Annotated in this window: 16 protein-coding genes; 5 read left to right on the top strand and 11 right to left on the bottom strand. The window is 50.3% G+C overall.

The window, feature by feature from the left end:
- Positions 1–228 precede the first annotated feature (228 nt).
- Positions 229–600: a MerR family DNA-binding protein gene (locus IQ254_RS00485; protein ID WP_193963184.1), complete on the top strand. Its 372-nt coding sequence runs from the start codon at positions 229–231 to the stop codon at positions 598–600.
- A 1,006-nt stretch (positions 601–1,606) separates the two neighbouring features.
- Here IQ254_RS00485 and IQ254_RS00490 read toward each other — a convergent pair.
- The 8 genes from IQ254_RS00490 to IQ254_RS00525 form a co-directional block, all read right to left on the bottom strand.
- On the bottom strand, positions 1,607–2,311 hold the full coding sequence (locus IQ254_RS00490) for a response regulator transcription factor (protein WP_193963186.1): 705 nt from the start codon (positions 2,309–2,311) through the stop codon (positions 1,607–1,609).
- Positions 2,312–2,725: 414 nt separating this feature from the next.
- Positions 2,726–4,120: a two-component system sensor histidine kinase RppB gene (gene rppB / locus IQ254_RS00495; protein WP_193963188.1), complete on the bottom strand. Its 1,395-nt coding sequence runs from the start codon at positions 4,118–4,120 to the stop codon at positions 2,726–2,728.
- A complete protein-coding gene (gene rppA, locus IQ254_RS00500) occupies positions 4,092–4,778 on the bottom strand; it encodes a two-component system response regulator RppA (RefSeq protein WP_193963190.1) in 687 nt (228 codons plus the stop codon). Before rppA ends, rppB begins: the two co-directional genes overlap by 29 nt.
- A complete protein-coding gene (gene dmeF / locus IQ254_RS00505; RefSeq protein WP_193963198.1) occupies positions 4,759–5,763 on the bottom strand; it encodes a CDF family Co(II)/Ni(II) efflux transporter DmeF in 1,005 nt (334 codons plus the stop codon). Before dmeF ends, rppA begins: the two co-directional genes overlap by 20 nt.
- A 72-nt stretch (positions 5,764–5,835) precedes the next feature.
- Positions 5,836–9,009 (bottom strand): efflux RND transporter permease subunit, encoded by a 3,174-nt coding sequence (locus tag IQ254_RS00510; RefSeq protein ID WP_193963199.1) that lies wholly within the window; start codon positions 9,007–9,009, stop codon positions 5,836–5,838.
- Positions 9,010–9,405: 396 nt separating this feature from the next.
- Entirely contained in the window at positions 9,406–9,849 is a 444-nt protein-coding gene (locus tag IQ254_RS00515) for a FixH family protein (RefSeq protein ID WP_193963200.1), read from the bottom strand.
- A gap of 54 nt (positions 9,850–9,903) precedes the next feature.
- The gene (locus tag IQ254_RS00520; RefSeq protein WP_193963201.1) at positions 9,904–11,670 is read right to left on the bottom strand and encodes an efflux RND transporter periplasmic adaptor subunit; all 1,767 of its coding nucleotides are present in this window, start codon (positions 11,668–11,670) and stop codon (positions 9,904–9,906) included.
- 103 nt (positions 11,671–11,773) lie between these two features.
- Positions 11,774–12,196 carry a heavy metal-responsive transcriptional regulator gene (locus IQ254_RS00525; RefSeq protein ID WP_193963202.1) on the bottom strand — a complete coding sequence of 141 codons (423 nt, stop codon included), beginning with the start codon at positions 12,194–12,196 and terminating at the stop codon, positions 11,774–11,776.
- Between the two features lie 158 nt (positions 12,197–12,354).
- Here IQ254_RS00525 and crtB point away from each other — a divergent pair, with 158 nt between their 5' ends.
- The 4 genes from crtB to IQ254_RS00545 all read left to right on the top strand — a co-directional run bounded on the left by crtB (position 12,355) and on the right by IQ254_RS00545 (position 15,391).
- Positions 12,355–13,266, top strand: coding sequence for a cyanoexosortase B (gene crtB, locus IQ254_RS00530; RefSeq protein ID WP_193963203.1), 912 nt, complete (start codon positions 12,355–12,357; stop codon positions 13,264–13,266).
- Between the two features lie 131 nt (positions 13,267–13,397).
- The gene (locus tag IQ254_RS00535; RefSeq protein WP_228039846.1) at positions 13,398–13,880 is read left to right on the top strand and encodes a DUF411 domain-containing protein; all 483 of its coding nucleotides are present in this window, start codon (positions 13,398–13,400) and stop codon (positions 13,878–13,880) included.
- Between the two features lie 8 nt (positions 13,881–13,888).
- Positions 13,889–14,731 carry a prolipoprotein diacylglyceryl transferase gene (gene lgt / locus IQ254_RS00540; protein WP_193963207.1) on the top strand — a complete coding sequence of 281 codons (843 nt, stop codon included), beginning with the start codon at positions 13,889–13,891 and terminating at the stop codon, positions 14,729–14,731.
- Positions 14,732–14,875: 144 nt separating this feature from the next.
- Entirely contained in the window at positions 14,876–15,391 is a 516-nt protein-coding gene (locus tag IQ254_RS00545) for a DUF3105 domain-containing protein (RefSeq protein WP_193963209.1), read from the top strand.
- 19 nt (positions 15,392–15,410) lie between these two features.
- On the opposite strand, the gene IQ254_RS31260 is transcribed toward IQ254_RS00545, so the two are convergent.
- The 3 genes from IQ254_RS31260 to IQ254_RS00560 form a co-directional block, all read right to left on the bottom strand.
- Positions 15,411–15,851 carry a DUF6010 family protein gene (locus IQ254_RS31260; RefSeq protein ID WP_228039848.1) on the bottom strand — a complete coding sequence of 147 codons (441 nt, stop codon included), beginning with the start codon at positions 15,849–15,851 and terminating at the stop codon, positions 15,411–15,413.
- Between the two features lie 207 nt (positions 15,852–16,058).
- A complete protein-coding gene (locus IQ254_RS00555; RefSeq protein ID WP_228039850.1) occupies positions 16,059–17,195 on the bottom strand; it encodes a copper resistance protein B in 1,137 nt (378 codons plus the stop codon).
- Positions 17,196–19,004 (bottom strand): copper resistance system multicopper oxidase, encoded by a 1,809-nt coding sequence (locus tag IQ254_RS00560; protein ID WP_193963211.1) that lies wholly within the window; start codon positions 19,002–19,004, stop codon positions 17,196–17,198.
- Between the last annotated feature and the right edge of the window lie 992 nt (positions 19,005–19,996).

The following is a 19,996-nucleotide window of genomic DNA, read 5'->3' on the forward strand; positions in this document are numbered from 1 at the left end:
GAACGGACAATCTTCTGTCGATTTGGTTACATCAAATCTCCAAGATTATTGCGGTGGTATTCTTAAGTTTTTGTTGAGAGGTGTGAGAATATCAGCCATGTATTTAGGCTGCTTGCCTGGCTGCGATTCTCTAGTATTATTCACGGCTGACTAAAATAGTGCTTTGGTTGACTTGAGTTCTAGAGGAAGGGAAGAATATTTAGCTGTAAGTGAATTCAAGCGTATATCATGTCAGCTCAAGATAAAAAACTCTTCTTTATTGGTCAAATTGCCAAACTGAGTGGCATCTCGATCACAACCATTCGCTACTATGAAGATTTGGGTCTAATCAAAGCATCAGGACGTACTGATAGTGGCTTTCGCCAGTTTTCGCTAAAGGTTTTGTCATACCTGGAATTTATAAAACAATGTCAGAGCTTTGGATTGAGCCTTCAAGAGATCAAAGAATTATTCAGAATCTATGACCAGCAGAGTACTCTTACTGACGAGACTAAGAGACGTCTAGAAGATAAAATCTTGATGCTTGATAATCAGATTGAGGCGCTGATAAGCTTGCAAGCTGAGCTTAAGAAACTGCTCTCTGAAAGGATAAACCAGTAAGTCATGGCAATTCCAAGTTTCATCGTTATTGGTTGACTGATACTGAAATCCGACTTGATTTCTGGAAGACTCCATGAAATTTTATATAGCAATTCTCATGCAAGTAAGGTGAAGCATGTCACCTTTAATTGTGCATTATGACCCTCGTTGTACTTCATCTGACTTATCGAGTGTCAGTTCAGTCAAATGATATAAGCTAGGGTAATTTTCTTGGCGATTTGGTTAGTATAAGGCCATCAATGAGCTAAAGAAAATAAAAATTGAGTTTGCCAAAAAATTCTGGAATTTTTTAAATTAAATTCAGGTTTTTTCTATCTGACGGGAGTATTTAAGCACTCAGCTTAGAAAGCTAATCCTTAGGTTCTTAAGCTAATTTTTAAGTATAGAACAGGATACTTTAATGGGCTGTTTAGCATGGCGTTTTATCATAAGAGTATGAGTTGAGTAAAAGATACTTAACTCTGCAAAAAATCTACTCTTATGGAGAATAATGATGAAACAGCTTTTACTATCTAGTTTGACAGCTACGATGGCCCTATTGGCGATGACTCCTCTAGCTAGTGCTACTAGCCAAACTAATCTTCAGAATTCAAGCGCAGACTTGAATGGAGATGGAGTTGTCACTCTGCTTGAACTAAAAGAACACAATCGTGATTATCGTGGTGGCTAAAAAGTAGATTTAGGCAGATCAAGTGAAAAATAGATGCAGGAATCTTTAGCAGGATTCCTGCATTTTAGGATATTCCTAGATGTCCTATCTTAGTGGTGCAGAAAACTTTTTTGAGTCTCATGATGGACAACCTGAACGGTCAGAATAGCAGCTGAAACCCATTGCCTTGGTTCGTTTGCCCGATAAACCTCAAGATCGCTGTCTCGGTGAGAATCCTTGATTTATAAGGGGTTCAGGAGTTTTCTGCACCACTAAGGATGTCCTATTAAAACCTATTATTTATTTGATCTTAATTTGACTATCAGAACAATACTGTGTCTTGTAAATACTCTTATTCTAGCTAACTTGAGATAACTTACTAGTAGAGCAGTGTGAAACAGGTAGTCTAAGGACATAACCAACCCCTCGAACAGTTTGAATTAAGCGAAGTTCTCCAGCTGCTTCTAGTTTATGCCTAAGGCTACTAATGCACACATGCAGTACGTTAGTGCCACCCACAAATTCGTAATCCCAGATGGTCTCAAGCAGACGATCCTGTTCCATCACCTGTTTAGGATGACGCAGCAAGTAGCTTAGTAAATCAAATTCCTTAGGGGTTAGTTCAATCAGGCGATCGCCGCGATAGACATCGCGACTTTCGAGATCTAAAGATAAGTCTTCGAATGTTAGAGTGTTTTCCTTTCTTGAAATTTTCGAGCACATCGCTAACTTAGCTCTCAACAGGAATTCGGTTAAGTTTAGAGGCTTAAATATATAGTCATCGGCTCCCCAGTCAGAAGCTTGTACCCTTTCGTTGTCAATGATAAGAATGATTTTTAGACAAGGATTCGTAGTACGTAGACGCTGACAAACTTCGATCGCGGATAAACCCGGTGCTTCTACATCTAAAATCAGCAGTTTTGGTTGAGTCTTGCGCAACATAATAAAGCCAGACGTGCTATCAGTGTCTGTGAGAACGCTATGACCTTCTAGCTCAAGTTCTATCTGCATGAGCTGACTCATTTTCTCATCATTAGAAATAACCAAAATATCAGTGTCCATTTTGTCTACTCCTAAAAATCAATAGATCAGCACATAAATTGCTAGTACTCAGCGGCGTAAATCTTGCCATCATCTTGTTGAGCAAGCTTCTATTCTGCGACAAGCGTGACACTTGCGCGGCAATGATAGGGATACTTCCGCCAAGCAGTACTAGATTCAGGGCTTTATGCTTGCTCTCCTATCCAGGTTAAGAGGATGTGATGAAACCATGATGAAATTAATTACTATTCATCAGCTAATTCCTGACGATTTACGTTGAGCCTCTTATTTTGCGCTGATTTCCAAAGAGGTGATGAAGCCTGAAAGCCCTGTCTTACGAGAATTTTAGAGAATTGAGTATTAAAAACGGAAAGACTTATGCAGTACGATGTTGCGACCTGCATCATCCATCAACAGTCTAGTTCCCCCTTATTGTTAAGCCCCCCTTGTTGAGATGGGTAAGCTAACTGTGAAAAGGCTACCTTGACCGAGCTGACTGTGTACCCAAATACTACCGCCGTGGGCTTGAGCGATCGCCAGTGAGATCGACAGCCCCAATCCTGAGCCACCGCTTTGTCGTGAGCGGTCTTTTTCGACCCGGTAGAAGCGGTCAAAAATTCGCTGTTGCTCTTCTGGGGTAATGCCAACCCCCGTATCTTCTACCGTGATGAGTACCTGCCGCTTTTCTCCTTCAGGAAATGTGTTGCGGACATTGTGTCGTAGCTGAACAAGCACCTTGCCACCTGCTGGAGTATGTTGCAGAGCATTGCTGACGATATTGAGTACCAGTCGGTAAAGATGGGCTTCATGCCCTATGACAACTATGCGGGGCTCAAGCGGTTGATCAAGGACCAATCGGATGTCACTGGATAGGGCTAATGCCGCTAGTTCTTCTTCAATGTCACTCAGAATGTCTTGCAAGCAGCAAGGCGACATCTTAGCTGGTCTCTGAATGTCCAATCGGGAGAGCAGTAGTAGATCGCTGACTAATGTCGTCAGACGCTGAGTTTGACGAGTTGTAACCTGCAACATTTCTCGGGCGTCAGCATCCGAAATTGTGGAGAGTCGCATTACAGACTCTGCTGTTGCCTGAACAGCCGTAAGCGGCGTCCGCAGTTCATGGGCCGCATCAGCCGTAAATTGCTGAATTTTTTGGTACGACGCTCGCACAGGCTTGAGTGCTAATTCTGCTAGCCACCAGCTGGCGATCGCAATTAGGCCCATTGTGATTGGTAGGCTAAGTAAAATAATCCAGCGAATGGTTGCCAGGTAGTGAGCAAAGTCACCAAAAGATCGCCCCACGAGTAGAGTGGCTAATAGGGCATCACCTTCTAGCGTCTTGATAGGTAATGCGATCTGCCGATACTCGTTGTCCTCATCATCTCGTAGGGTCTGCCAAGCAGGCTCAGTATCTATAGTCGGTAAACCTGCAGGATAAATTCCAGCAGTTGCCATCAATTCTCCTGCCGGATCAAGCACTCGAATGTAATAACTACCTCGATACAACGTCCCGCCGTGATGGCCACGAGAAAGTTCAAAAGGGACCGGGCACCCTTCGCCCGCAACACATAGGTTGGGCAACAAATTAGGCGATACTGCATCAATTTGCCCATCTGTCGTAAGCGTCTTTTCTAAGGCATCGTGAATCGTTTCAGCAACAGACTTGAGTTCACGATCGGCAGTTACCCGATGGGCATGAGCAATGGCCTCGTAAACCGCCAGCCCACAAACACTTAACACCAAAGCCATGACCCCGGTGTACCAGGCTGTGAGCTGCCAACGGCTGCGACGGAACAGCTTATTAGGTGTTGAGGCGGTATCCCATGCCATAGACAGTCTCAATTAGATCATCGCAGCTATGTTGAGCCAATTTACGTCGCAGTAGCCGTATCTGAGCCGCGACAACGTTGCTGTTGGGTTCGGCTCCAAATTCCCAAAGCTGATTCAGCACTTGGTCGCGAGTCAAAATCTGGTTCGGGTGCTCCATGAAGTATTTCAGCAGCTGAAACTCTTTTTGGGTGAGTTCGATGAGCTCTTCGGCATCGCTAGAGTTGAGGAAGGCGATGCGGCGATCGCAATCTAGCATTAATGGCCCTACCTGTAGTTTACTGGGCTTAATTTCGGGCGATCGCCGTCGCAGGGCTCGCAGTCGGGCCAGCAGTTCGTCCATGCTGAAGGGTTTCACCAAATAGTCATCGGCTCCGGCATCCAGCCCGGTAATGCGGTCTTCAATTTGGTCTTTAGCGGTGAGGATGAGGACGGGTAGGGCATGGCGGTTTGACCTGAGCCAATTGCACAGCTCAATGCCTGACTTCCCGGGCAGCATCCAGTCGAACACGCCCACGGTGTAAAGCGACAGGTCATGCTCCAGGTAGGTCAATGCCTCATCCCCTGATTGCACCCAGTCCACCACATAGGCTTCTTGGGTGAGGGTGCGTTTGATGGCCTTGCCCAGGTCGGGTTCGTCTTCAACCAACAGAATGCGCATGGCGATCAGTAGCTTGGATTTTTACGTGCGAAGATTTGTCACGCTGAAAGTCTATACAAGGCTCACCATGACAATGATTGACTTCAACAATTACATGAGAAAGGGCTGGAATATGGTTGAGCAGTCTTTTGTAATGTTCTGGAGCCTGAGGATAGTGGCTGACCAGTGAGATGGTTGCGGCTATATGATTTTGGCTCACATACCAGAGGTGTAAATCGGTGACTCGATTATCAGCATCGTCCTCAATAGCGGTCATGATATCTAGCTTAATTTGCTTATCAATACCTCCATCCAGCAAGATTGAACTCGTATCACTCACCAAACCGTAAGCCCATCTTGTAATCAAACCTGCACCGACTAAGCCCATCACAGCATCTAGCCAAACCCAACCTAAAAACTTTCCGGCGAATAAGGCAATAATGGCCAGAACAGAGGTGAGTGCATCTGCTAAAACGTGAACGTAAGCAGCCCGAAGATTGTGATCCTGGTGATGGTCATGATCATCGCTGTGGTGATCATGGCCGTGATCGTGATGATCCCGCAATAACCATGCACTGGCTAAATTGACGGCCAGCCCAAGCACAGCCACACCAATCGCTTCATTGAATTGAATCGCTTGGGGTTGGAAAAGACGGGTGACTGATTCAAACGCCATGACAAATGCAATAACAGCAAGGGCTACAGCACTAGCAAAGCCGCCAAGCACACTTACTTTGCCAGTCCCAAAGGTATATTTAGGATCTACCGCATGGCGGCGAGCATACTGATAGGCAAAGATTGTAATTCCGAAGGCGGCGACGTGAGTTGCCATATGCCAACCGTCTGCTAGCAGGGCCATGGAACCGAAAATGGTTCCAGCTACAATTTCCGCAATCATCGTAATTGCGGTCAGTAACATGACGATCTTGGTGTTTTTCTCCGCACGATCCTGGTTAACAGAGAAATCGTGAGAATGCTGCCACTGTTCGAGGGTATGAATGTGCATAAAATTCCGGATTTCACTTAGTAGCTTCGACTCTTCAAAACCAAGTCCAGGAGAGCCTCACAATCCCAGACTTTACTTACCGATAACAGCTTCCAACTTTTTCGGAGTCCGCCGTCGCCCCCGTCGCTTCAGCCATACCGTGGCATCGTCGATAAAGGAATACACCACCGGCACCACCACCAGCGTCAGCAGGGTTGAAAGCAGCAGCCCACCCAGAATCACCGTGGCAATGGGCGAGTAGGCATCCATGCCGATCTCCGGGAAAAAGGCCAGTCGCACGATCACGATCACGGTGGTGAGCGTGGTCATCGTGATCGCCTTCAGCCGCACCGGGCCTGCCATGCGAATGGCGACATCGCGGGGCACCCCTTCGGCTCGCTTGGCCAAAATCAGCTCTAGCAATAAGATTGCAGCGGATAGGGATAGACCCGACAAAATCACAATGCCTAGAATTGAGACACTCGACAGGGTCTGCTGAGCCAGGATGAGACCACCGAAGACGCCCACGAGCTGCAACGGCACCGATAGCATCATCACCAGCGGCTGAATGAAGGAGCCGAACTGGATCACCAGAATTAGGTAGATCAGCACCAGCGATACCAGCAGCCCTTTCAGCAGGCGATCGAACTCGATCATCATGTCGGTCATGTCGCCCATGGAATCTACACCGTAGCCGGGGGGAAAGCTGAGTTCTTGCCCCGCTCGCATGGCGATCGCCATCGAAAGATCCATCGACGCTGGCCCACCCTTGCGGTAGTAGCCGTTGACGTAGACGACCCGCTTACCGTTGACATGCTCAACCAGGGTGGGGCCGCTCTGACGTTCCAGGGTAGCGACGGTGTTCAGCGGCACCTGCTGCCCCATCGACGTGGTGATGTAAGTCCCGGCCAGATTGTCCAGGGTGCCGCGATCTGCTTGGTCGTAGCGCACCAAAATGGAGTTCTGCCGCAGGTTAGGGCGGTTGTAGTAGCGCTGGGTGAAGCCCCCATTCAACGCATAGCGGGCCTGTTGGGCCACCATGCGCACATCCAGCCCCAGTTCTTCGGCGCGACGGCGATCCACTGTGAGCTGGTATTCCGGCTGAGTCAGGGCCGAGCTGGTTTGGGCCATCACCAGGCCGGGGGTATCTTCGGCAATGCGCAACACGCCTTCTGCTAATCGGTGCAGCACCTCCAAATCTTCGCCATAGACCGCCAGCTGAATGGGGGCCGCAGAGGTGGCCATCACATCGACTCCCATTTCTTTGAGCCCAATCCGGCGCAGGCCGGGGATGGTGCGGCGGGCTTCGGCCTCAACGCTGTCCATAATTTCCCAGATGTCGCGATCGCGATCGTTCTCCAGCGTCACGATCAGCGAGGCCGAGTTGACGCTGCCCATGCTGTAGCCGCTGAAGTAGGTGCTGTTGCGGGTCAGCTCAAAGCCCGTCTGGGCAGACACCTTGGCAATATCGGGCTGGGCCAGCAAGAGCTGCTCTAGCTGGTAAACGCTCTCATCGGTCTTGGCAAAGGAGGTGCCGGCCTCCATTTCCAGAGAGGCCATGAACTGGCCGGAATCTCCCAAAGGCATCATTTCTTGCGGCACAAAGGGATAGAGGGCAACGGCGAGGACGATGGCAGAACCCGCGATCGCTAGCGTGATTTCTCGGTTGTTCATGCAGCGATCGAGCAGCCAGCTATAGCCCTGCTCCAGCTTCTGAAACCCGACCCGCACCGGGGTCATCAGCCACTGTAGCCAGGTCTGCCGCTGCCGTCGCTCCTGGGGCGGCTTCAGCACAAAGGCCGCGATCAGCGGAATCAGCGTCACCGACACCACCAGCGAGGCAATGAAGGCAAACACCATGGGCCAAACGATGCCCACAAACATCAGCCCGGTTAATCCCCCCGCCAGAATCGTGGGCAATAGCGCCGCAATCATCACGCAGCTGGCCGCTGCGCTAGCCAGAAACACTTCTCCGGTGCCTTTAATCGCCGCCTGCATGGGTCGCAAGCCTGCTCTCAGCTTTTGATCAATGGAGTCGATGACGATAATCGAGTCATCCACCAGCTTTCCGATCGCCATCATCATGCCGATCAACGTGGACGAGTTGAGCGACATGTCAATGGGAATGAAAGGTAGGGTCGAGAGCGCCAGGGACGTGGGGATAGAGATCATAATGATCGCCGTCGCCCGGAAGTCCTCCAAAAAGACCAGAATCACAATCCCGGCCAGCAGCACACTAATCATCAGCTCCTGAAAGGTGCTGTCGAGGATGATATTGACCAGATAGGAGTTGTCGTAGGCTTCCTCAAAACTCAGCCCCGGATTTTCGGCCTGAATCTGCTCCAGCTCCGCCCGCACCTGCCAAATTACCTGGGGCGAACTGGAGTCCGGCTTTTGAATAATATTTACCGCCAGGGCGGCCTCGCCGTTGTAGCGATAGCCGCTGCGGCGCTCCTCAAAGGTATCTTTTACCGTCGCCACATCGCGGACGTAGACCACCTGGCCGTCCTGCTCCAGGATGGGATAGTCCATCACATCGGCGGCACTCAGCGCCCGCTTGTCTGCCCGCACCAGAATCTCTGAATCTCCCTGGGTGAGTACCCCCGCTCCCTGGCTGATGTTGTTGCCATCGATCGCATCCCGCACCTGCAAAATCGACAGTCCATAGGCCGCTAGCTGTTGCCGATCCACCACCACCTGCAGCTGCCGCCGATAGCCGCCAAAGATCGACACCGCCTGCACATTGGGCACCTGGGTTAGCCGATCGACCAGGGCATTGTCGGCAAACTCCCTCAGCTGCACCGAATCCCAGCCGTCCCCCTGTAGGGCCAGGGTCAACACCGGACGGTTCAAGGGGTCGATGGGCAGCACCCAGTAGGAGCGCGAGTTGAAGCTATCGAGCTCAATGTCTCCCTCTGCCGCCGTCATCACACTCTGCACGGACTGTACCGCTTTACTGATGTCGTCTCCCCAGGCAAACTGAATCGTCACCAACGACATATCCTGCTGGGAACTGGAGCGAATGAACCGCACGCCGTCCAGCACCGTCATCCGCTGCTCGATCGGTTTGCTGATGTAGGTTTCCACCTCCGTCGGAGATGACCCCGGTGCCATGGTCACAATGGACACCAGGGGACTTTCCACGTACGGCATCATCCGCACTGGCAATAGGAACAGCGTCAGCATCGAGAGCACCAGCACTGCAATGTACAAAGCCGCAACGATGACCGGGTGCTTGATCGACCAGTTGGTTAGGAAACTTTTCATCGTCTAAGTGCCCTCAAAACAAGGGGGGAATAGTCAGGGGAAAAGGGCGCAAACATAATCCCCTTCTGGGAGGGCTCACCGCTTATACACAAATACATCTCAGCCGTATTGCACTAGGTCGATCCCCCCAACCCCCCTTAAAAAGGGGGGCAATGGCTCCCTTTTTGAGCAAAACTGCCCCCTTTTCTCAAGGGGGGGTATTGAGGAACTTGGAAAGGGCGCATCTGGGGGGATCATGATGAGGATTTAGCCAAGAACAGAGATGTGTATAAGCGGTAGCCTGGGAGGGGCAGGGGTGGGACAAGCCCATAGCGCTGCAATCTAACCTATCAGTAGCGTACTCACGGTCGAACCCACCCCGCCCTACGGGCACCCCTCCGAGGAGGGGAGGGGAATCTACTTCACTTCCAGGTTGAAGGTGGCCTCACCCTGCATAGCGGGATCTGCGGAGGTCACTTCCATCATCCACATGCCTTGCATGCCCAGGTTGGTCATGACCTTGTACTGCCCTGTTTCCTCACCGGGTTCCACGAGCGCCATCGTGGTCATCGGCTCCATGCCATCCATGGACATGGAAAGATCAACTTGCAAATTTTCTACCGCCACAGGGTCTCCAGTAGCGGGGTCCATCACTTGCAAGACCAACTCTGCATCCCCCATTGGCAGGGCGGCATCTTCAGGGGATACCAGAGAGATCGCAACGCCTTCATCGGCAGGTGTTGCTGCCGACTCCGTCATTGGGGCCATATCTGCTGCAGGCTCACTCTCTGCCTGATTGCTGCCACCGCAAGCCGCTGTGAAAAAAACAACCGGAATCAAAAGAAAGAACAGTTTTTTCATGAAATCCTCAATGATGTAGAGAAAAAGTGAACTGAACCGAAGCCCTGCCCAGCACTACTCAACCGGCACGGTGATCAGGGCTTGGCCCGCGTGGTCAGAGTCATTGACCTCGACTTTAATTTGCCAATCCCCGGCCATGCCGAAGTGAGTCTTGACCCGGAACTGCCCCGGTTGGTCAGTGGGTTCCAGCTGCACCAGGGTGGTCATCGGGGCCATGTTGGGCATCGGCATGGTGGCATCCACCACGACATCCTTAACCGGTAATGGTTCCTGAGTGGCGGGGTCGCGCACTTCCAGCATGAGTTCCGCAGCTCCCGGCTTAAATCTTTTTGTTGGATCGGGCTCGACAATCGCCACCTCCACGCTGCCCTGGCTGCTGTCGCCCAGCACCGGTACAGGGCTGCCCGCGTCATCCACGATGGCGACCGACACACCGGGTACAAGCTGACTGTGGCCCGAGGTGATCACCTGATCGCCAGGGCTCAGCCCGCGGGTGATTTCGATCCGGTCTCCACTGTCCATCCCCGTTTCCACCGGTCGGCGCTCGGCCATCGTGCCCGCCATCACCCAAACCGAGGGTGCGCCGCTGAACTCCATCACCGCCGAGCGCGGCACCGACAGAGTGCTACCCTTGCTCTCGGTTAACAGCGTCATTTCCAAATACTGTCCCGACAGCAAGCGGCCCTGGGGATTGTCGATCAGTGCTTCTACCATGACGGTGCGGGTGTCACTGTTGGTCTGGGGGAAAATGCTGGTCACGCTGCTGGTCAGAGGCTCCTCAGTCGCCCCCGGCACCTGAGCCCGAATCGGCGTCCCGACTCGGATGTACCCGGCGTCTTTTTGGGCCACATTGGCCTGGAGCCGCACCCGCGAATAGTCGCCGATCTTCAGTACGCCCATCCCCGGCTGCACCACCACACCCGGATCAACCAGGCGGGCCTGCACGATGCCGCTGATGGGCGCTTGCAGGGTGGTGTAGCCCTGCATCACCGCCGCCGTGTTAACTTTGGCCTGGGCCTGCCCGACGCGGGCGCGCTCCCGCTCAACTTGAGAATTCAGGCGCGTTAGCGTCGCCTTTGCACCGGCCAAAGCGGCTTCCTGAGCGGCCACGTCAGTGGCGGCCAGGTCATATTCATTTTGGGAGGTTGCGCCTGCTGCCGTCAGCTTGGCAAAGCGCTCTTCTTGAAGCTTCAGATAATCCAGCTCCGCTTGCAGGCGAGCGATTTCCTGCGCCTGCTCGTCAATTTCTACCTGGCTGACCTGTAGGGATGTCGTCATGGCGTTGGCCTCGGCGTTGGCCTCAGCCAGTTCGGTCGAACGCTCATCGGCCATCAGGTCTGCGAGGACCTGACCCGCCTGCACGCGATCGCCTGGATACACCGAATAGTTGGTCAACTGCCCGGCTACTCGCGGATACACCACCGCTTCCTGGTAGGGCATGATCGAGCCCGTGTAAGACACCCCGGCCTCAAAGGCTCCCGGCTGCACCACTTCGACGGTGACCGGAACGGCATTAAACGCCCCATCGACTTGCATCATGTCGTCGTGGGACATGCCACCCATATCGTGACCTTCCATGCCCGCCATGGAATTAGCTGGTTTAATCTGCTGGGTGACCAGCAAGATGCCACTGCTCAGCGCCGCAAAGACTCCGAGTCCCAGCAGAGCCCGGCCATATCGACGGTGGGCAGGTTGGGAAGCACTATCTTTTGCAGACTCACCACTAAAATTTGTAAAAGATGACGCTTCAGAAGATTGGTCTGAAGCGTCGATGCTGGAATCGTGAATATCTGATTGAGATGAAGGCGGTTCCAAAGACATCGGATTACAAGATTGAGAGATAGCTTCTCTGCGAAGTTATCAGTCAATTGTGAAACCAGGATGAAACGTCCAGCAGCTTTAGACAAGCAGAATAAGCCGATGCCTATGCCGTGAGCAGCATCGTCTCGATCAGCGGGCAGATATCCCCTGGCGCAGGCCGGGGGCGATCGATCGCCCAGCGATCGCGATAGTTTTCGAGTTCAGCTTTGAAGGCATTCATCTGCTGGATCTGTGCCTCAAGCTGCTGAATTTTGTCTTGCAGCAGCGACTGCACAAACTCACAGGGCACATCGCCACGATGATGCACCGTCAGCACCTCACCCACATCTTCCAGCGAGAACCCTAAAGACTGCGCTTTTTTAATGAACTGGACCTGTTGTATCGTTTCGGGCGAATAGTAGCGATAGCTGTTCTCGCCCCGTTCTGACTGAATTAGCCTCAGACTCTCATAGTACCGCAACGCTCCGACAGCCACTCCGGTCTTCTTAGAAATCTCGCCAATTTTTAACCGTACTGCAACGACCATGAGCTTTGCCTCATAGACGACTCTAAATTCAATCCTAAACCTTCTAGTTAGCTATAGAGTCAAGGGATAACCGTGCACGCGATTGCACACGCGACTATTTCATTTCCATTTCATGATTACCAGTAATACTGATTGGCTAAAGTAGTTTCTTCGCCACCATGCAAGCGAGTCTGAAGATTTTATCGCCGCTTAAGCGTTACTCGATGGAGTCTGCGATCGCAGTTCTTCTGGCTGTGCTCTATGCCCCTCTGGTGTTGTACTGGGTCGATGGCTGGCTGAATAAGTCCATTAGCATAGAGCACGAGTACTTTTCCTATGCCTTGATTGGCTTCCCGTATGCAATCTTGGCAACATGGCAGTTGCGACAACGCTGGCATCAGCTGCCAGCACGGAACAATCTTTTTGGGCTAGCGCTACTGATTCTAGGCAGCATAAGCTATCTCAGCCCGCTGCAAAACCTGATAAACCTATCGCTACCCATCTTACTCAGCAGCCTAGTGTTGACTTCTAAAGGCTGGGCTGGGCTCAGGCTGATGGGATTCCCTCTCCTTTTGGTAGTGCTAGCGACGCCAACTGATCTGCCCTATTTGATTGCACCTTACTTGATGCCGCTACAGCGAATGATTTCAACAATTGTTGGATTCATTTTGATTCAGGGTGGAATGACTGTGACAGTTGACCAGATTTATATATTGGTAAATGAACGGATTGTGGAAGTCGCCCCATACTGTGCCGGACTAAAAATGCTGATGACTTCTCTGTATGTAGCGTTAATACTGCTTCACTGGACAGGTAATTTACGCTCTCGCACAAAGACGGGAATGCTCTTGGTTGGTGCTGCGGTTATCAGTGTTGTTGGCAACATCATTCGCAATACCTTGTTGACCTTCTTTCATGGTACCGACCAAACCAGTCTGTTTGATTGGCTTCATGCAGGCTGGGGAGGGGATGTCTTCTCAGCACTACTGTTGCTGAGTGTCCTTATGTTGTCGCAAGGTGTAGACAGTGCCGAGAATGCTTTGAGTATCGCTTCATCCAGGTATGGCGACAATGATTCCACCATATTTTGAATATTACACTAACTATCTTGATTCTCTATCCCACAGGAACGTCTACGCTATGTTATTAGGCTTCGTAGAGTTTCAAGCCGATTTTTACCCAGGAGGAAAGGATGAGTCACCACTTATATCGGTCTAGGGCTTTGGCTATTGGTTTAGTCGTCACAGGATTTGTGGTGACAGGCTGTAGCCTTTCCAAAGGCCCAGAATTGTCAGCTGTCAACAACGATTCGGTTGAACGGGCCGCTATAACCTCTGAAATCACCGTTTTTCGTAGCCCCACCTGCAGCTGTTGCGGTCAATGGATTGAACACATGGAAGCCGCTGGCTTTCAGGTGAAGGACAACACCATTGAAGATATGACAGCGGTTAAAGAACAGTATGGTGTTCCGGCCAATCTAGCCTCCTGCCACACGACAATTGTGGATAAGTATGTGATAGAAGGCCATATTCCAGCAGCCGATGTACAACGTTTGCTAACTGAAAAGCCTGACGTAACGGGTATCGCCGTTCCCGGAATGCCCATTGGCTCTCCCGGTATGGAATCTGGCAGCTACGTTGAACCTTACACCGTCTTCTCCTTCCTGGAAGATGGCACCACCGCTGCCTTCGCTGAACATTCATAAAAAGGGCCATGTATCCGCCTGTTGACCCCATTATTTTTCAATTCGGCCCCTTAGCGCTGCGGTGGTATGGGGTGTTAATGTTAGCAGCCATTCTGGTAGCAGCTTGGGTTGCCAGTCGTGAAGTTGCTCGCAAAGGAGAAGATCCCGAAAATCTCTGGGATATGCTTGTTTGGATTCTGATTCCAGGATTTATTGGAGCGCGACTCTACTACGTCTTCATCCAGTCTCCACGGGGAGAGTCGGGCCTTGGCTACTATCTGCAAAATCCGAGCGAAATCCTCAAGATCTGGGGTGGCGGCATCCACATTTTTGGTGGCTTTATTGCTGGCGGAGTCGCGCTCTGGCTATTTACTCGTATCCGGCATTTAAGACCGCTGCCTTACTTAGACGCGATCGCCCTGGGATTACCCCTTGCCCAGGCGATCGGGCGCTGGGGCAACTTCATCAACCAGGAATTATACGGGCCACCAACTACACTGTCGTGGGGCTTACGAATTGACCCACAGCAGCGGATTCAACCCTACAACGATTTGAGTACCTATCCCGAAAGTACCCGGTTTCATCCCCTTTTTCTGTACGAATCTCTCTGGAATTTTCTAGGATTTGCCGTTCTCTTTTGGATTTCGCGACGGTTTCAAAAAGATCTGAAAGAAGGGGATATTGCCCTGCTATATCTAATCTGGTACCCGTTAGGTCGCTTCTTCATCGAGTTTCTGCGGACTGACTCCTGGTTCTTTCCTGGCACACCGTTCAACATGGTGCATATCTTGTCTGCGATCGCGATTATGATCGCAGTAATCAGCTTGTATGTCCGGCATAGTCCTTCTGCAACCCATAATCCGAACATCTAAGTCACGTCGATTTTCATCATTGTCTGAATAGTTTTACACACTTATTTCACATGCATGGTTGAACAAACAAAATCTCACAAAAAATCTAGACGCCGCACGACTAAAAGTCTAAATGTTTGGACAATCGTTTTTGGGCCAATTGGCGTGGCTATATTGATGGTGGCGGTGATTGGCACGCTCTGGTATCGCAATCGCCCTGAGCGAGTCGCCTTCGAGCCCAATACTGAGGCCGGAGCTGCGGCCCTCGCAGCCGTTAAAACCTTCCCTGACCAGGGTCAAACTCACGTCACTCCAGGGCAGTCTGTTAATTACGACAGCGACTTCCCCACTTCTGGCCCTCACGACCCCACCCCAGCAATGCCGGGAGTTTACACGGAAGCGCAGCGCCCCGAACAGCTGGTGCATTCTCTGGAGCACGGCAACATCGTGATTTATTACGACCAACCTGCCATCGAGACGATGACAGCGTTGGAAAGCTGGGCCAACCAGTTTTCTGGCCCCTGGGAGGGCATTGTGGTTGTGCCTAAAGCAGGACTGGGTGAAGAAATTGTCCTCACCGCCTGGACCAAGAAGCTCGTTATGCCTGAATTTTCTCCTCAGGCGGCAGCCACGTTTGTGGATGAGTATCGGGGGCGCGGACCAGAGAATCCGGTGCGGTAGAACTGGCGAACAGGGCACCTTAGAGAAGGTATTGAAGCGAAATCACGATCGCGATCGCCCAATCAAGCCCTACGCACAGCGGCGGATACCAGCGCTGGGTAATCTGCGTACTGACTTGCACGGGATGATGAAAGAAGTCCCACACGCCATGCAGAAGGTAGCCTACCATCAGCGCCAGAGGAGACACCCAGAGAGCAACGAGAGATAGGGCAATGCAGACGATCGCGATCGCCGCTTCCAGGAAAATGCTTCGCCCTCGTTTCTCAGCTAGCGCTGAGCCCACATATACGGCTCCAATTGCTGCAAAGGCAACAGCATACACATCCAATCTTGGTTGAGGCGGTACCCAATGAAGGAGGATACCAGTTGCGATCGCAAGGAGAATCCCAATTCCAAAAGATAGCCATCCACGTTGGTCTTGGATAGGTTGTTGATTTGACAGATCTTGAAAACGATCCATGGGTTAATCTTCCTACACACCTCCAGATACACGTTAAACGCTCTAGCTACTTACAGGGTCAACCCTTCGCATTTGGCAATCAGCGCGTCTAAGCTTGATATTGCAGCTAGCTGTAGAGTCCTAGACTGGTGCCATGATCTTAAAGTAGTACTATCGAAGAAATTCCTGTGGTTCAAGAGTGCTTGCTGAATGCCTTAAAAGAGCCTCTCAAAAGAGAAATCTAAAACCCCCTACAACAGCGAAGTTGCTCACTTCTTCGCCATCTTCTCTAGCAAAATTTGCTGTTTCACCAAATTTCTGGGTCCAACTAATGCCTAAATAGGGCGCAAATCTGCGATTGATTTCGTAACGTAGACGCAGCCCTAGCTCAATATCATTAAGACCTGAACCGACACCAAACTCCTCCACCTTCTGAAGCGCAATATTTGTTTCAAACTCGGGTTGCAGGATAAGTTGTTGGGTCAAAAGAAACTGATATTCAGCAGTAAATCTTGCAGAAATATCTCCTTCTTGACTGACAAATAAAGAGCTATCTATTTCGAAAAGATAGGGTGCTAATCCCTGAAACCCAATTACGCCAAACGCACGCCCCGGACCACCTTCGGAACTGTACACTTGATCGTATCGAATCCCTGCCTGAAAGTCCCAAAAAGGAGCAATTAGCCTACCGTATAAAAGCTGTAGCTCTGCCTCTCCATCGTCACTGTTCAGACCGACATCTCCCTCTGTTTTAATCCAGAGTCTCTGATAGTCGCCCCCAACCCAACCGATAGCGTCCCAATTGAATGTATCTTCCCCTTCATTAAATCGATACTCTAGCTGATCGATTAAGAAATACGAGAAAACTTGACTGTCTTCTACAGGCTCAGGCCATTCGTCTGTGTCTACTTCTGGAGCATTAGACTGTCCCAATAATGGAGATTGCTGTAAAGCCTGATTAATTTCGGGAACACGAGCATCTAAATCTTGACTTATGGTAGCCTTTGCTGCTGAAGATAATTCAATCGCAGGCACCAGCGAAAACTGATCGATACTAAGTACTTCAGTCTGCTCACTAACAGTTATTATTAGCTCGCTAGAATTCTCTAATTGAAGCTCTTCGAAGCTATTAGATTCCGTTGAGGAATTAGCCGGATAAGATGTATCATGAGCCATTGTCGCTTCTGCACTCGTGTCCGGCTTATCTGGAACAGGAGTGCAGAAGCGACAATGGCTCGTAGCTGTAGTAGTACCGCTTATGCCCTGAGGCATCGCAACCGCTTGAAGCGATAAACCAGCGATACCTGCGAGTCCAACCGATGTAGCTAGAGCAAAAAATAATTTCCGCTGGATATTATTCAACATTTAGCCCACCTCCGCTGGGCGGTCAATAACCGCTACGGTGCGGAACATGCCAACTTCCATGTGATAAAGCAAATGGCAGTGAAAAGCCCATCTACCAGGGGCATCAACATTAACCTCTACGGGAAGTCTTTCGGCTGGTTTAACGTTAATAGTATGCTTGCGAGGTTTGTATTCCCCTGCACCATTATCTACTTCCATCCACATTCCATGTAGGTGAATGGGGTGTTCCATCATGGTGTCATTCACAAATACTAGCCGTAGGCGTTCGCCGTTGTAGAAGGTAAGTTCTTTCTCTTCAGAATATTTTTTACCGTCAAAGGACCACATATATCGCTCCATGTTGCCGGTAAGGTGCAACTCTAGTTCTCGCTCTGGCTGTCGCTGGTCATATCCTGGGTTGACGCTTCGCAAGTCGGTGTAAACCAAAACACGAGTTCCAGTATTTTCTAGACCTGTCCCCGGTTCATGCAAACGACTTCCTACCATCATAGGAACGCCAGAATTTCCTGAGCCATGGCTATCAGGACCATGGGGCACCATAGAACTGTTGCCCGGACAAGACATGTCATGGTTCATGGGAGCATCGCTACTCATCCCACTCATGTCATGGTTCATAGGGGCATCGCTACTCATCCCACTCATGTCATTATTCATGGGGGCATCGCTACTCATGCAAGACATATTGGAATCCATGGTCGGCGAATCGGCACCCATTGAACCATGATCCATTCCCATGTCGGCCATCGTACGCAGTGGCCGTTCGCGTCGTTCGGGTAGAGATGCTTCCAACCCTGCACGCACGGCTAGAGTACCGCGAGCATAACCGCTGCGATCCATCGTTTCGGCAAAAATCGTATAGGCCTGCTCAGTTTGGGGCTCTACAATAACGTCATAGGTTTCTGCAACGGCAATTCTAAACTCATCGACGGCTACGGGTTGTATATTTTGCCCGTCTGCTTGAACAACGGTCATTTTGAGACCAGGAATGCGCACATCGAAATAAGTCATTGCAGAGGCATTGATAAACCGGAGCCGAACCTTATCTCCTGGCTGAAATAGAGCTGTCCAGTTAGAATCTGGCTCGATTCCATTCATCAGATAGGTATACGTTGCTCCAGTGACATCCGCAATGTCTGTTGGGTCCATGCGCATCCTTCTCCAGTCGCCATCTTCAGCCAGGTTGGCTACTGTCCGTCTTTGATAGTTGTAATAAGGAGACATGCGTTTCAGGTTAGCCAGAACGCTATGGGGATCTTCGAAGGTCCAATCGGAAAGCATAACCACATAATCTTGGTCATACTCGAAGGGCTCTGGTTCGGTTGGATCGATAATAATTGGCCCAAAGTGCCCTTGTTGTTCCTGCAAACCGCTGTGGCTGTGGTACCAATATGTGCCATTCTGGGTGACCGGAAATTGATAAGTAAAAGTTTGTCTGGCTTTAATGCCAGCAAAACTAACTCCAGGTACACCATCCATCTCAGGAGGCAGAATAATCCCGTGCCAGTGAATCGAAGTATCTTCGTTAAGCTGATTGGTGACGTTAATAGAAACGGTTTGTCCTTCCCGTAAGCGAATTAAAGGGCCAGGTATAGAGCCATTGGTAGTAAGGGCTTTTGCATTTTGGCCACCAAGTTTAATGGCCGTTTCCTGAACCTGTAGGTCGATTACGCCAGGATAAACTATGTCCTCGCCGATCTCACTTAGAGATGCTCCTTGTCTCGCATACGCTGGCAAGAGAGAACTCAAACCTACACCTAAACCTGCGCCTGCTGTAAAGCGCAAAAAACTACGTCTATTAAGGAACGCCATCTAAGTATCCTATCAAGCTAGGAGATTCAACGCTTCGGGCTCAACAACCTTTAGCGTTCAATTAAGCATGATATTCAGCAATAGTGAAATGGAAGTGAAATAAAACCTGTTCAGGAGCTTTTAGCAATGGCAGAAATTTATTTTCTTGCGACGCTATAATCATATAAGTAGTCTTTAAGACCTTCCAAGGCTTTGATAAATTAACTGTTTGCAGAAAGTATTGAAGTTTTTCACTTAGATTTAGTTCAAGTGTGTTACTCAGGCATCGTTCTCTTCACACACTGTTTATGGCATTGAACCCAGTTGAATTTCATCCCCATTTCATCTTCAGGTGCAAAGCTCTGTACGAACGGTTTCGCAGGAGGCTGGCAAATGGGGTATTCCGTTAATGCTTTGATATTTGATAAGGCATGACTGCAAGCTCATGATCTAGCAGCGACAGACAAGATCTGTACTGGTTAGTAAAGTGTGTGTAACGATATACAGGTAAAGGAGTTTATATATGGCTCAGAACAACAATCGGTCCTGGAAAATAGCTGGAATCGGTGCTACGGCCCAAGGTACACAGTTGCTGCTGACTCGGAAGGCTCTAGCTCATGTTGGCTCCCATGGTGATGAGGCTGAACAGACCGCCACTCCAGCTGCAGGAGAACATCATATGCCATCGTCTGAAGCAGCGGCAGATGCTTCCTCTGACATGCCCATGGAAGCTGGCAGTGAAGCGCCCAAACAGGAAGTTCCAGTGACTCAGGCATCCCCATCAGAACCCGTTTCCCGTGCGAGTGTATCTGAAGGGTTTTCTATAGGCTTAGGAGAATCTTTGCTGGGAGTCATTATTGCAGGCCCCTTTCTGATAGCGTCTCTGAAGAAACGACTGCGATCTTGATCTTGGTGGTAGTCGTATTATCGTTCTGGTCTGAGGACATATAGCTATCTTTGACTATGAAATTTAATCAAGCTCGTCTGCGACAACTACATCGAGCCCTGGTTCC

Source organism: Nodosilinea sp. LEGE 07088 (genome assembly GCF_015207395.1).
In the GTDB taxonomy this organism is placed as follows: domain Bacteria; phylum Cyanobacteriota; class Cyanobacteriia; order Phormidesmidales; family Phormidesmidaceae; genus Nodosilinea.

Excerpts from the sequence above, each read along its gene's own strand:
- IQ254_RS00485 (WP_193963184.1), top strand. The coding sequence starts at position 229 with ATGTCAGCTCAAGATAAAAAACTCTTCTTTATTGGTCAAATTGCCAAA.
- IQ254_RS00490 (WP_193963186.1), bottom strand. The coding sequence starts at position 2,311 with ATGGACACTGATATTTTGGTTATTTCTAATGATGAGAAAATGAGTCAG.
- rppB (WP_193963188.1), bottom strand. The coding sequence starts at position 4,120 with ATGGCATGGGATACCGCCTCAACACCTAATAAGCTGTTCCGTCGCAGC.
- rppA (WP_193963190.1), bottom strand. The coding sequence starts at position 4,778 with ATGCGCATTCTGTTGGTTGAAGACGAACCCGACCTGGGCAAGGCCATC.
- dmeF (WP_193963198.1), bottom strand. The coding sequence starts at position 5,763 with ATGCACATTCATACCCTCGAACAGTGGCAGCATTCTCACGATTTCTCT.
- IQ254_RS00510 (WP_193963199.1), bottom strand. The coding sequence starts at position 9,009 with ATGAAAAGTTTCCTAACCAACTGGTCGATCAAGCACCCGGTCATCGTT.
- IQ254_RS00515 (WP_193963200.1), bottom strand. The coding sequence starts at position 9,849 with ATGAAAAAACTGTTCTTTCTTTTGATTCCGGTTGTTTTTTTCACAGCG.
- IQ254_RS00520 (WP_193963201.1), bottom strand. The coding sequence starts at position 11,670 with ATGTCTTTGGAACCGCCTTCATCTCAATCAGATATTCACGATTCCAGC.
- IQ254_RS00525 (WP_193963202.1), bottom strand. The coding sequence starts at position 12,196 with ATGGTCGTTGCAGTACGGTTAAAAATTGGCGAGATTTCTAAGAAGACC.
- crtB (WP_193963203.1), top strand. The coding sequence starts at position 12,355 with ATGCAAGCGAGTCTGAAGATTTTATCGCCGCTTAAGCGTTACTCGATG.
- lgt (WP_193963207.1), top strand. The coding sequence starts at position 13,889 with ATGTATCCGCCTGTTGACCCCATTATTTTTCAATTCGGCCCCTTAGCG.
- IQ254_RS31260 (WP_228039848.1), bottom strand. The coding sequence starts at position 15,851 with ATGGATCGTTTTCAAGATCTGTCAAATCAACAACCTATCCAAGACCAA.
- IQ254_RS00555 (WP_228039850.1), bottom strand. The coding sequence starts at position 17,195 with ATGTTGAATAATATCCAGCGGAAATTATTTTTTGCTCTAGCTACATCG.
- IQ254_RS00560 (WP_193963211.1), bottom strand. The coding sequence starts at position 19,004 with ATGGCGTTCCTTAATAGACGTAGTTTTTTGCGCTTTACAGCAGGCGCA.